Source organism: Methylobacterium sp. Leaf87, assembly GCF_001422775.1.
Classification (GTDB): Bacteria; Pseudomonadota; Alphaproteobacteria; order Rhizobiales; family Beijerinckiaceae; genus Methylobacterium.
Genome location: NZ_LMMI01000056.1, coordinates 221615 through 234191 on the forward strand (window position 1 = coordinate 221615; position 12577 = coordinate 234191).

At 71.3% G+C, this 12577-nt stretch carries 11 protein-coding genes; 8 read left to right on the forward strand and 3 right to left on the reverse strand.

Features of this window, described 5'->3' with window-relative positions; all coding sequences use genetic code 11:
* Positions 1 to 33: 33 nt before the first annotated feature.
* The 8 genes from ASF22_RS19945 (at position 34) to ASF22_RS19980 (ending at position 7194) form a co-directional block, all read left to right on the forward strand.
* Positions 34 to 1020 (forward strand): serine protease, encoded by a 987-nt coding sequence (locus ASF22_RS19945; protein ID WP_056267515.1) that lies wholly within the window; start codon positions 34 to 36, stop codon positions 1018 to 1020.
* 120 nt (positions 1021 to 1140) lie between these two features.
* Positions 1141 to 1980: an OmpA family protein gene (locus tag ASF22_RS19950; RefSeq protein ID WP_082483868.1), complete on the forward strand. Its 840-nt coding sequence runs from the start codon at positions 1141 to 1143 to the stop codon at positions 1978 to 1980.
* A gap of 26 nt (positions 1981 to 2006) precedes the next feature.
* Positions 2007 to 2972, forward strand: a complete 966-nt coding sequence (locus ASF22_RS19955) for a hypothetical protein (RefSeq protein WP_244474350.1) — start codon at positions 2007 to 2009, stop codon at positions 2970 to 2972.
* Between the two features lie 18 nt (positions 2973 to 2990).
* Positions 2991 to 3947 (forward strand): hypothetical protein, encoded by a 957-nt coding sequence (locus ASF22_RS19960; RefSeq protein ID WP_056267518.1) that lies wholly within the window; start codon positions 2991 to 2993, stop codon positions 3945 to 3947.
* Positions 3948 to 3964: 17 nt separating this feature from the next.
* The gene (locus tag ASF22_RS19965; RefSeq protein WP_056267520.1) at positions 3965 to 4399 is read left to right on the forward strand and encodes a lysozyme inhibitor LprI family protein; all 435 of its coding nucleotides are present in this window, start codon (positions 3965 to 3967) and stop codon (positions 4397 to 4399) included.
* A gap of 23 nt (positions 4400 to 4422) precedes the next feature.
* The gene (locus tag ASF22_RS19970; protein ID WP_056267523.1) at positions 4423 to 4704 is read left to right on the forward strand and encodes a hypothetical protein; all 282 of its coding nucleotides are present in this window, start codon (positions 4423 to 4425) and stop codon (positions 4702 to 4704) included.
* A gap of 97 nt (positions 4705 to 4801) precedes the next feature.
* Positions 4802 to 6304, forward strand: a complete 1503-nt coding sequence (locus tag ASF22_RS19975; protein WP_244474351.1) for a hypothetical protein — start codon at positions 4802 to 4804, stop codon at positions 6302 to 6304.
* A 158-nt stretch (positions 6305 to 6462) separates the two neighbouring features.
* Positions 6463 to 7194, forward strand: a complete 732-nt coding sequence (locus ASF22_RS19980; RefSeq protein ID WP_056267524.1) for an amino acid racemase — start codon at positions 6463 to 6465, stop codon at positions 7192 to 7194.
* Between the two features lie 65 nt (positions 7195 to 7259).
* Here the strand turns inward: ASF22_RS19980 and ASF22_RS19985 are convergent, their stop codons facing one another.
* The 3 genes from ASF22_RS19985 to paoC (ASF22_RS19995) all read right to left on the reverse strand — a co-directional run.
* The gene (locus tag ASF22_RS19985) at positions 7260 to 7979 is read right to left on the reverse strand and encodes a RibD family protein (protein WP_082478835.1); all 720 of its coding nucleotides are present in this window, start codon (positions 7977 to 7979) and stop codon (positions 7260 to 7262) included.
* Positions 7980 to 8130: 151 nt separating this feature from the next.
* Positions 8131 to 10341: an aldehyde oxidoreductase molybdenum-binding subunit PaoC gene (paoC, locus tag ASF22_RS19990; RefSeq protein ID WP_056267527.1), complete on the reverse strand. Its 2211-nt coding sequence runs from the start codon at positions 10339 to 10341 to the stop codon at positions 8131 to 8133.
* Positions 10342 to 10393: 52 nt separating this feature from the next.
* Positions 10394 to 12577, reverse strand: a 2184-nt coding sequence (gene paoC, locus ASF22_RS19995) for an aldehyde oxidoreductase molybdenum-binding subunit PaoC (RefSeq protein WP_082483871.1), incomplete at its 5' end; no start/stop codon positions are given.

Genomic DNA, 12577 nt, shown 5'->3' on the forward strand with positions numbered 1-12577 from the left:
GGGCATAACGCCGTCGCCGAGAGGAGAACAGGGATGGCCGAGAGCCGCCGAACGCGCCGCTCGATCCTGCGGGGAACCTGCCTGATCCTGACGTTCGCCGTCGCCGAGGGCGCGCAAGCCCAGAGCGTCGGGTTCGATCCCGCCGATTATGGGCGCGCCCAGCTACCTCTGCGACAGACCACCGGCGATGCGGCCTCCTACGTCGACCGCAACAAGGGCGCGTTCGAGCCCATCGCCGAACTCGACCCAAAGGACGCGCTCGCGGCGCTTGCGCGCCCGATCGGCCGGGTGGACATCGTCCTGCGCAACACTCGCAGCGGCCAGACCGTCGGCGCCTCCTGCACGGGCACGCTGCTGCCCGGCGACTACGTGCTGACGAACCACCATTGCCTGCCGCAGGCGGGCGACCTGACCCCGGTGAAGGCGTCGATCCTCATGGATTACCTGACCCTGGACGGGCAGGGCTCGCGGCGCTTCGACCTCGATCCGAAGCCCCTGGAATTCGACCCGCGCCTCGATTTCGCCCTCGCCCGCGTCGCCGGCAACCCGACCGCCATCTACGGCTCCGCCCGGCTCTCCGGTGCGGCGGTGTCGGGCAACCGGTCCATGCTCGTCATCCATCATCCCCTCGGGCGGCCGAAGGTGATGAGCCGCTTTCGCTGCTTCGCCGTGAAGGATCAGGGCGAGGGACCCGATCTGCGCCACCGCTGCGACACACTCGGGGGCTCCTCGGGCTCGCTGATGTTCGACGCCTCCGTGGCGGGCGTCGCGCTGCACAAGGAAGGCGGGCTCGACCCGAAGGACCCGTCGAGTTTCAACAACGCCACGCGCCTCTCGGCGATCCTCGGGAAGAGTCGCATCCTGGCGGAGATCGCCGCCACGCAAGGGCATCCGCCCGCGGATACTACCCCTGCGGCCAGCGCCGCCGCGACCCCACCTCGCCCGCCTGCGGCACCGGCTGCCGCCGCCGACGGCGCCCTCGATCCGGATCGGATGAACGCGATCCTGCGCGGTCGTTGATCGCCGCTAGGAAATTCGACGCATCACACCGGGCCGGGCGGCGAAAACCGCTCTGGTCCGTCCATGGACAGGGTGTGCGGGGCGGGAGCAAGGCCCCGAATATGAAGAGGATCGGATCCCATGCGGATCGATGACGCGCCCGCCCGCCACCTTGAGCCCGTGCGGCTCACCGAGACAGCCGCCCTCGATCGCGCTGCGCGCGCGCTCTGTGGACGCTCGGGACTGATCCTGGCCCTCACCCTCGCCACCCTGCTCGGTCAGGCGGCCCGCGCCAACCCGCTGACGGAAGTGCCAGGCGCCCGACTCGACGCGGCGCCGCGTGACGGGGTCAGCGAGCGGGCGGAGGGGGCGGTGCGCAACCCCGATGCCACCGCCATCATCCGGTCCCTCGCGCCCTTCGCCGACGGCAACCCGGGTGCCCCGGTGCGGGCCGTCGTGCCCGATGACGGCGGGCCGGCCCTGCGTGTCGATGCAGGCCGCTCGGTCGATCTCACCGTATTCTTCGCCTACGACAGCGCGCGCCTGACGCCCGAAGCGCGCATCCAGCTCGAACCCCTGGGGCAGGCGCTGCGTTCGCCGGATCTCGCCGGTCACGGTTTCCTCATCGCCGGCCACACCGATGCGGCGGGGGCCGCCCCGCACAACCGGCGTCTCTCCCTGGCCCGGGCCAGGGCGGTGAAAGCCCACCTGGTCGAGATCTACGGCATCGCACCGGGGCGCCTGCGCGTCCACGGCTGGGGGCCGAGCCGCCTGAAGGACCCGGCCGCGCCGCTCGCGCGGGTGAACCGCCGCGTCGAGGTGAGCCTGATCGCGCCCGCTCGCACCGGCGCCCTGCGCTTCGTGGTGCCCGTCGCCGAGACGGCTTGCGGCGGCCCCTCCCTCGCCGATCCGCGCCTCAGGGTCGCCCTCGACCTCGACGATTTCGATGCGGCGCCGACGCCGCCAGCCTGCTCCGAATGACCCCGACCCCGAGACTCAGGAGAGAGATGATGCCGCTACTTCGGACCGCCGTGTTCCGCACCGCCGCCCTCGCCGCGATCCTTTCGGCGGGTCTCTCCGGGCTCGTCACGCCGGCCCAGGCGCAGGCAAAGCCCAACATCGTGGTGATGGGCGAAGATGCCGACGAGGATTCGGTGCCGCGCGGCAACCGCATCTTCCAGCGGGTGATCACCGAACTGTCCGAGACGATGAACCTGCGCGGCTACAACGTTTACGACGAGACCGCCGTGGCCATGGGCTTCACCCAGCCCAACCGTGTCCGGCGGCGCGACGCCGAGCTGATCGAGGTCGCCCGCGCCGTACAGAACCCGCCCGTGGACGTGGTGGCGGTGTTCCAGGTCTACGCCTCGGCCTCGAAGTCCGCCTACTCCGACATCGTGCGGCCGGAGGTGCGCATTCCGGGTCGCCTTCTCAACGTGCGGACCGGTCAGTCGCTCGGTGCCTTCGAGGTCGCCGGCGTGCAGCTGCCGCCCCTGCCTCAGGGCTGCGACCGGGAATGCCTCCTCGAGCGGGTCGGGGCCGAGGCGAAGACCATCGCGGCCGATGTCGCGGCGGCCCTGACGGCGAAGCTCGACGGTGTCGTCGCGCCCCGGCGCGGCACCGACGCGGGCGGCCCCGCCTTCACCGCCCCGCCCCTCGCGGGCGGTGCGCCCGCGGCGGTTCCGGGGGGCGAGGCCTGCGGCGGCCTGCCGACGGCCTACACCGTGAAGCTGAGCGGCTTCTCGGCCCAGGAGGTCCAGGCGGCCGAGGAATACATGGCGGCGTTCCGCTGCTACGAGCACCACCGTCCGGTGCGCTCCGGCGGCGCGTCGGCCGAGTACTGGTACGAGACCCGTTCGGATTCGGCGCGTCTCGGCCGCAACCTGCGCCTGATGCTGGAGCACATGAGCGCGCCGGGCCAGGTGCAGTTCTCGGGCAACATCTTCGTCATCAGCCGTGTGGCGACGCGCTGAAGCCCCGGAGTCCCGCCCATGTCGTTTCCGCGCTCCCGCCACGCCGTCCTGCGGCTGCTCGCCCTCCTGGGCCTTCTCGCAGCTCCCGCCCATGCCGCCGAGGCGACGTTTCCGCCCACCGGAGCGGTCGGTCTCGTTCCGCCGCCCGGGATGGTTCCGGCCAAGGCCTTCGCTGGGTTCGAGCACCCCTCCGGCGCCTCGATCGTCATCATCGAGATGCCGGCGGAGGCCTACGGACAGCTCGTCGCCAAATTCACGCCCGAGGCCCTCGGACCGACCGGCTTCGTCGCGAAGGGCACGGGCGAGGGCTTGTCCGTGACAGGGGGCGAGGGCCGGCTCCTGCGCGGCAGCCAATCGGCCAACGGACTCGCCTACACCAAGTGGATCGCGGTGGTGCGGGGCGGAGCCGGCACCGGCCTCGTCACCGTCCAGGTCCCCGAGGCCGCCCGCCGGCAGGTGCCCGACAAGGCCGTGGAGGCGGCACTCGGGACGATCGCGTTCCGGGCACCCGGCAACGTCGCCGACCAGATCGCGGCCCTGCCCTACTCCGTCGGCGATCTGGCGGGCTTCCGCCCGGTCCGCACCCTGATGGGCAATGCCCTTCTGCTCACCGACGGCCCCAAGGACATCGATCCGGAGGGCGAGCAGGCGATCGTCATCGTGGCGCCCTCGCTGGGCCAGGTTCCGGTCGCGCCCGGCCAGGAAGGCGCCTTCGCCCGCAAGGCCCTGGGCACCATCCGCGAGGTGCGGGACATCGCGGTCGCGGACGAGAAGAACTCGACCGTCGGAGGTGCGGCCGTGGTCCGCCTGCGCGGGACCGGCAGCGACACACGGTCCGGCCGGATGATGAGTGTGCACCAGACGATCCGCTTCGATGGCGCAGGGTACCTGCGGGTCATCGGCCTCGCCGGTGCGGACCAGCGGGACGTTCTCGCGCGGATCGATCGCATCGCCGCGTCCATCGCAGTGCGCTGAGCCCGAGGAGCCTCGTCATGATCCGTCCGGCAATCCTTCTCACGGGCTCGTTCCTGTGGCTCGGAACGGCAACCCTCGCAACCGGTGCATCAGAGGCGGACCTCACCGACATCCCCGGCACGACGGCGCAATGCCGGGAGGCCGAGAGCCGCATCGCCTGCCTGCAGACCCTGACGGAGCGAAGCGCCCGGCGGGTCCGGCAGGCCCTGGCGAAGGCGCGGGCGGCCATCGCGCGCAGTCCCACGATCTCCGACGCCGAACGGCCCGCAGCGCGTGAGACCCTCGAGCGGACCCAGCGCGCCTGGCGCATCTACGCGCGCCTGCGCTGCGAGGCGGAGGTCCCGGTCGCCTTCACGGGTGGGACCGGCCGCAACCAAGCCGTGCTGACCTGCCTGCGCGTGCATGATGCGCGCCGCACCGCCGAGCTCGGCGACTTGGCTGGAATCGATTGACGTCGAGGATGAGGGACGCCCCCATGAGATGGCTCGTTCTCCTGATCGCCTCGCTCGGTGCCACCGACGCCCGCGCCTGGCAGGCGGCCGATGCGCGCGCGCCGCTCCTCCAGGATTGGGCGGCCCTCAACGCGGCCTGCCGGGGCGGGCGCGGCGGCGATCCCCGAACCCTCGATGCCTGTGCGCGGCGCGACGTCGTCGACCGACGGCTCATCGCGGAGGGCTGGTGCTACGGGCGGCCCGGCGACGCCGGGTTTCAGCGGGCCTGGCGCCGTTGCACCGATGACCCGCGCGGGCGGCCGTGACGCCCGAACCCGTGACGCCCGAACCCGTGGCACTCGCGGGGCCCGGCGATGCGCCGATTGGACGCCGGAACGCCCGATCTCGAACACGGAGCCCGTCATGACCCCTACGATCCGCCTCGTCTCTGCCCTCCTCCCGCTGCTCCCGTCCGGGGCCCTCGCGCAGGATGTCGGCGCGAGCATCCTGCAGGGACTCCAGCAGCAGCAGTTCCAGGGGCTCGATGCGGCGATCGGCGCCCAGTCCGTCGAGGACACCGCACGGCTGCCCCGGGGGGATGCCGAACCTCCGGTCCGCCGCGCGGCCCTTCCGTTCACGACCAGCGCCGAGCTGCGGGCCGCCACGATCGGCCGGCACATCCAGGCCTTGCGGGCGACGAACCCCATCGCCGCGGTCGAAGTCGCACGCGAGATGGCCAAACACGATTACGACGCGATCTTTCGCAGTTTCCTCACCCAGACCGATCTGCGGGCAGACGATGCCGGCGACGTGCTCACGGCCTTCATCGTCCTGCAGTGGATGGTGGCGAACAACGTCGAGGTCGACCCGAGCCCCACTGCCCTGGAGGCGATCCGGCGCCGGATGGTCGAGCCGATTGCGGGCAAGCCGCCCCTGTCGCGACCCGCCACCCGCGCCGCCTTCGCCGAACAGGTGAAGCTGCGCACGGTCCTTCATCATGCTGGCTGGCAGGCGGCCCGGCGCCTGGGGCTGGTGCCCGATTTCCTGGCCGGGTTGTCGAAGGACTTCATCCCGGTGGCGTCCCTGCGGAGCGTCGCCATCACCGACGAGGGGCTGGTTCCGAAAGGGCGCCGGCCCGGTTCCGCCGGACCAGCCCCGGATGCGGACTCGGCCGGGGGCCGGGCCGGCGCCACCGCGCCGCGGCCCGTCCCCGCTGCCGACGCGGTTGTGTCTAGCCCCGCGCCCCTGGCCGAGCCGCGCCACACCGCGAACTGGTCCGCCGTCGAGGGCGTGTACTTCCGGGCCGCCACGGGCGTCGGCGTCGGCGGCATGGTGGTCATCGAGTATGAGCCGCTGATCCTGTTTCGCGACGGCAGCAGCTACGAGATCGACGACGCGGCCCTGGAGGATGTCGACCTGACGGCCGAGCGGATCGCCGAACCCCGCCGGTTCGGGCGCTGGACCCGCTCGGGCAATCGGTTCGTCCTCACCGGGGCGGACGGGAAACCGCAGGACAACACGCTTCAGGGCGGCTCGTTCTTCAAGGCCTATCCGGCCGATGCGGGGGAGCGGGCCATCGCGCGGACTTACCGGCGCCTGTCGGGCGGCGGCAACAGCGCCATGGGGGGCGACGTCATGATCTCCGTGGCGAGCCGGTACGCGTTTCGTGCGGACGGAACGTATGGGCGCGGCGGCGCCGTGGGGGCCGTCAATTCGGGTGCGACCTCTGGTGCCGGTTCGGCCATGAGCCGACGCGGTGCCCCCGAGGGCGGGCGCTACGCCCTCGACCACCACACCCTGACGCTCATCGGCGAGGACGGGCGAAGCCGGCGGCTGTTCTTCGCCTATGGCTCACGGAAGGACCCGCCGCAGCCGGACCGCGACATGGCCTTCATCGGCGCCAGCGTCTTTTCGCAGCCGGATTGATCCGGGCGGGCATCGCGGGGCGGCCCACCCCGCCCCCATCCGGTGCCGCGAGCTTGCGCCGGCCGGTCCTCATGCGGGATCGGAATAGGGCTGTCCGAGACGGCATTGGACCCCAGGCCCCGACGCGGCGCATCGTATCCGCACAAGGGGAGATCGCGATGCTCGGTGTACTTGGTGGGATGGGTCCGATGGCGACCGTGGACTTCATGGGCAAGGTCGTCCGCAACACCCCGGCCGCCTGCGATCAGGACCATATCCGGATAATCGTCTGCTCGGCGGCCGACATCCCCGACCGCACGGCCGCGATCCTCGGCGAGGGGCCCGATCCCTTCCCGGCCATGCGCGACACCCTGCGGCGGCTCGAGGCGGCGGGTGCGCGCCGGATCGCGATCCCATGCAACACGGCGCATCGTTGGCACGCCGCCCTGCAGGCCGAAACGTCGCTGCCCATCCTCCACATCGTCGACGCCGTGGCGGACGCCCTCGCAGGCGGAATGGGCGATCGCATCGGTGTGCTGGCGACCCGTGGCACGATCGCGGCGGGCATCTACCGGGAGCGTCTGGCCGCGCGCGGGTTCACGTGCCGGGCACCCGATGCCGCGGGACAGGCCGAAGTGACGCGCGCGATCCGCCTCGTGAAAGCCGGGCACTCGGCAAAAGCCGGGCACTTGGCAGAAGCGCACACGATCCTGGCCGGGCAGGCCGAGGCGCTGATGTCGGCCGGGTGCAGTCGGATCGTCATGGCATGCACGGAAATTCCGGTTGCGCTGGCCTCCGTCGAAGGTCCCCTGGGCACGGCCCTGGTGGATGCTACCGAAGCCCTGGCCCGTGCCTGCGTGCAGGTCTGCCTGCAAGACGATGCGGGCCCGTCGCTGGCCCGTGCCGCCTGAGCCCGCTGGCGCGGCGCAGACGGCCCCGTCCGCCCAGGCGCACGGCCTTCCCCCGAGCGCGGCGATCAGGCGTCTTCGGCGTCCTCGACCCGGTAGCGCAGCCAGACGGTGCCGCCTTCCAGGGTCTCGGTCTGCAGGTGCCGGAGCGCCTTTCCGGCCGCCGGTCGCTCGCCCGGTTCGCCGTGATACTCGAAGATGGTGGGCACGCCCGCGAGGCCGTCGAGGGCCGGCGAGACGAGCAGGCTGACCTCATCGATCAAGCCGGCCTTGAGGAAGGCGCCGTTGATGATGCCGCCACCCTCGAGAAGCAGGGTCCGTACGCCGAAGGCCGCACCCAGGGTGTCCATGGCGGCGGACAGGTCCCGGCCCTCCGGCCCCGCGAACAGGTAGGAGACCCCGTCCTCCCGAAGCTCGGCGAGGTAGGCGTCGGAGACGCCCTCGCCGAGGACCGCCACCACGTGATCGCCGCCGGCATCGTCCCGCCCGTAATGGACCTTGCCGTGCGGATCGATGGCGACGGCCAGATCGCGGCCCTTGCGGTCGCCGAGATGGGTCCGGCGCAGACTGGCCGGGATGGCCGACGGCATGCGGGGATGTCCCTTGGCGATCTCCGCCATGGTCGTGCGGCCGACGATCCATCCCTCGCCCCCGAGACGTGCGGCGGTCTCCTCGTAGTACCGGTGGACCAAGCCGTCCGCGATACCCGTGGCCGGCGGTGTCCAGCGGCTCGGGTGGAGCCGGCCGTCGATGGAGCTCCCCATGTGACAGATGATTCTCGGGCGCATGGCGGGCCTTCGCCTGTTCTCGGGTTACGGTCCTGTCAGATAGCACGCGGTTCGCTGGCCATGACCCGCGGCGCCCGGTCCGAAAGGTCGACTTTCGGCCCGGATCGCAACCCGACGTCCCGACATCTGCCGCCGTTTTTTGCGCCTCTCCTCAGGCCGCGTCGGGCAGGCGCGCGAGGAGCTTGTCGAGGGTGATGGGATAGTCCCGCACCCGAACGCCGGTGGCGTTGTGGATGGCGTTGGCGACCGCCGCCGCGGCTCCCGAGATGCCGAGCTCGCCCACGCCCTTGGCCTTCAGCGGTGTGGCGGCGGCATCGACCTCGTCGAGGAAGATCGCGTCGAGGTGCGGGATGTCGGCATGGACCGGGACCTCGTACCCGGCCAGATCGTGGTTGGCGAAGAAGCCGCGCTTCGTGTCGACGGCGAGTTCCTCCATGAGGGCGGCCCCGATGCCCATGGTCATGCCCCCGATGATCTGGCTTCGCGCCGCCTTCGGGTTGAGGATGCGCCCGGCCGCGCACACCGCCAGCATCCGCCGGACCCGGATCTCCGCGGTGTCCACATCCACCCCGACCTCGACGAAGTGGGCGCCGAAGGTCTGGATCGCGAATCGCTTGGTCAGGTCGCCGAACTCCATGGCGTCCTCGGCCACGAGATCGCCTCCGCTCGCGGCCCCGGCGAGGGGTGCGCTCAGATTGCCGGACCGGACGAGGCCGTCCGCGAACACCGCGTCGGCGGAATTGATGCCGAGGCGCTGCGCCACCGTCTCGCGCAGGCGCATGCAGGCCGCGTAGACGCCGGCGGTCGAGGAGGCGGCCCCCCATTGACCACCCGAGCCAGAGCTTTCGGGAAAGGACGAATCCCCCAGCCGAACCACGACACGGTCCAGGGGCAGACCCATCATCTCGGCCGCGGTCTGGGCGATGATGGTGTAGGTGCCGGTGCCGATATCGGTAATGTCGGTTTCGACCGTGACCACGCCGCGGCCATCGAGCCGAACCCGCGCGGCGGACTTCGTCACCGGCGCCCCGCGGATGGCCGAGGCCATGCCGAGGCCGACGCGCCAGCGCCCGTCCCGCACCTGCCCGGGCTTGCCCACGCGCCGGTCCCAGCCGAAGCGCTCGGCGCCCTGACGCAGGCACTCGACCAGCTGCCGCTGCGAGAAGGCGCGCTCCGGCGTCTCGGGATCGACCTGGGTGTCGTTCAGGACGCGGAAAGCGACGGGGTCGAGCCCGAGCTTCTCCGCCATCTCGTCCATGGCGACCTCTAGGGCCATCATGCCGGGGGCCTCGCCCGGCGCCCGCATGGCGCTGCCCTCGGGGAGGTCGAGTTGCGCCAGGTGAAGGCGCGTCATCCGGGCCGCGCCCGCATAGAGCAGCCGGGTCGGAACGACGGCGGCCTCCGGGCGTCCGCCTGCGAGGTTGCCGGACCAGCTCTCGTGGCCGATGGCGGTGATGCGCCCGTCCGCGGTCGCGCCGATGCGGACGCGCTGGATCGTGGCCGGACGGTGGGTGACGTTGTTGGCCATCAGGGGCCGCGTCAGGGCGACCTTGACGGGGCGGCCGGCCGCCCGGGCCCCGAGCGACGCCAGGACCGCGTCGGCGAGGATCGTCCCCTTGCCGCCAAAGCCCCCGCCGATGTAGGGCGAGACCAACCTGACCCGGTCCTTCGGGATGCCCAGGGTCTTGGCGAGGTCGCGCACCCCCCAGTTCATCTGCTGAATCGAGGTCCACAGGGTGAGGCGGTCGCCGTCCCAAGACGCCACGGAGGCATGCGGCTCCATCATCGCGTGGGTCTGGTCGGGCGTCGTGTAGGTCTCGTCGACCCGGAAGGCCGCCGCGGTGAAGGCACCCTCGAAATCCCCGACCTGCGTCTCGGTCGGCCCGCCGAACTGGCCGGGCTTCGGCACCGGGGCGGTCTCCTTCGCCGCCGCGAGCTCGAAGCGGCCCGGGGTGGCGACCGCATCGACCCGGATGAGGGCAGCGGCGGCGCGGGCCTGCTCGAAGGTCTCGGCGACCACGACCGCGACGGCCTGATGGTAATGGTCGATGTCCGGCCCCGCGAGCGCCCGGGCGACGTAGAACGCCCCCCGGTCGAGCGGGCCGGCGTTCCGCGCCGTGACGACCGCCAGCACACCGCTGGCGGCCTCCGCACGGGACGTGTCGACGGAGCGGATCCGGCCCTTGGCGATACCGGCGCCCACGACGAAGCCATGCGCGAGGTTCACCTGCGGGTCGTGCCAGTCGTTGGCGTAGGGGGCGGTCCCCGTCGTCTTGAACGGACCGTCGATCCGGTCCGTCGGCTTCCCCACGACCACCAGCCGGTCGATGGGGTTCTGGCCCGCGGGTGTCTCGAACTTCATGCCACCGAACCCTGCGCTGAGCCTGTTGCGATGCTGTCTCCCGTCGCGGCGCTCAGGCCGCGTCGGGCATGCGGTTCAAGAGCTTGTCGAGGGTGATGGGGTAGTCCCGCACGCGGATGCCCGTGGCGTTGTGGATCGCGTTGGCCACCGCGGCGCCGACGCCGCAGATGCCGAGTTCGCCCACGCCCTTGGCCTTCATCGGCGACGACATCGGATCGACCTCGTCGAGGAAGAACACCTCCTGGTGCGGGATGTCGGCGTGGACCGGGACCTCGTAGCCGGCGAGATCGTGGTTGACGAAGTAGCCGCGCTTCGTGTCGACGGCGAGCTCCTCCATCAGGGCGGCGCCGACCCCCATGGTCATCCCGCCGATCACCTGGCTGCGGGCGGTCTTCGGATTGAGGATGCGCCCGGCGGCGCAGACCGCGAGCATCCGGCGTACCCGGACTTCCGCCGTGGCCACGTCGACCCCGACCTCGACGAAATGCGAGCCGAAGGTCGATTGCTGGTGGGTCTTGCCGAAATCGCCGAACTCGATGGCGTCCTCGGCGACGAGATCTCCCGCGGTCGCCGCCTCGGCGAGTGGGACGGCGCGGTTGCCAGAACGGACCTGCCCGTCCGCGAACACGGCGTCGGCCGAATTGACCCCGAGCTTGCCCGCCACCGCCTCGCGGAGCTTCACGCAGGCCGCGTAGACGCCGGCGGTCGAGGAGTTGGCGCCGAACTGCCCGCCCGAACCGGCGGACACCGGGAAGGTGGAGTCGCCGAGCCGGACGATCACCTTGTCGAGGCCAACCCCCATCATCTCGGAGGCCGTCTGGGCGATGATGGTGTAGCTGCCGGTGCCGATGTCGGTCATGTCGGTCTCGACCGTGACCATGCCCTTCGAATCGAGCCGGACGCGGGCGGCCGATTTCAGCACCATGTTGTTGCGGAAGGCTGCGGCCACGCCCATTCCGACGAGCCATCGCCCGTCGCGGACTTGCCCCGGCTTGCCCCGCTTGTCCCAGCCGAAGCGTTCTGCGCCCTGGCGCAGGCATTCGACGAGGCTGCGCTGCGAAAACGCACGCGACGGCTTCTCCGGATCGACCTGGCTGTCGTTGATCTCACGGAACCGGATGGGGTCGAGCCCGAGCTTCTCCGCCATCTCGTCCATGGCGACCTCGAGGGCCATCAGGCCGGGAGCCTCGCCTGGCGCGCGCATGGCATTGCCCTCGGGAAGATCGAGCACGGCGAGGCGCAGGGCGGTCATCCGGTTCGGTGCCGCGTAGAGCAGGCGGGTCTGCAGGACCGCCGCCTCGGGACCGCCTTCCGGCAGATCGCCCGACCAGCTTTCATGACCGATGGCCGTGATCCTGCCGTCCTGGGTCGCACCGATGCGGATGCGCTGGAGGGTCGCCGGCCGATGCGTCGTGTTGTTGAACATCTGCGGACGCGTCAGAGCGACCTTCACCGCCCGTCCCGCCGCGCGGGCTCCGAGCGCCGCGAGCAGCGCCTCGGACCGCAGGAACAGCTTGCCGCCGAAGCCGCCGCCGATGAAGGGCGACACGAGGCGCACGTTCTCCTTGGGAACGCCCAGGGTCAGCGCCAGATCGCGCACGCCCCAGTCGATCATCTGGTTCGACGTCCAGACCGTGACCTTGTCGCCATCCCAGGACGCGACGGACGCACAGGGCTCCATCATCGCGTGGGCATGGTCGGGCGTGGCGTAGCGCTCGTCGAGCTTCACCGGCGCGGCCGCGAACGCGCCCGTGAAATCGCCCACGGCGGTGGCGGATGGACTGCCTTGGACATCGCCCGGATCTGTCGCCCCGGCCTTCGCCACGGCCAGATCGAAGGCTCCTTTCGAGGTGGAATACCGGACCTTGACCAGGGCCGCGGCGGCGCGGGCCTGCTCGAAGGTCTCGGCGACCACCACGGCGACCGCCTGATGGTAATGCTGAATCTGCGGACCGCCGAGAAGGTTCGCCGTGTTCAGCTTGCCCTTGTCGAGCTTGCCCGCCGTCTCGGCGGTGACGATGGCGACGACGCCCGGAGCAGCCTTGGCGGCGCCCAGATCCATTGATGCGATCCGGCCCTTGGCGATGGTGGCGCCGACGACGACCCCGTAGGCGAGCTTCGCCTGCGGATCGTGCCAGTCGTAGGCGTAGGGGGCGGTGCCGGTGGTCTTGTACTTGCCGTCGATCCGGTCGGTGGCCTTTCCGACGACCTTGAGCTGGTCGATGGGGTTCTGGCC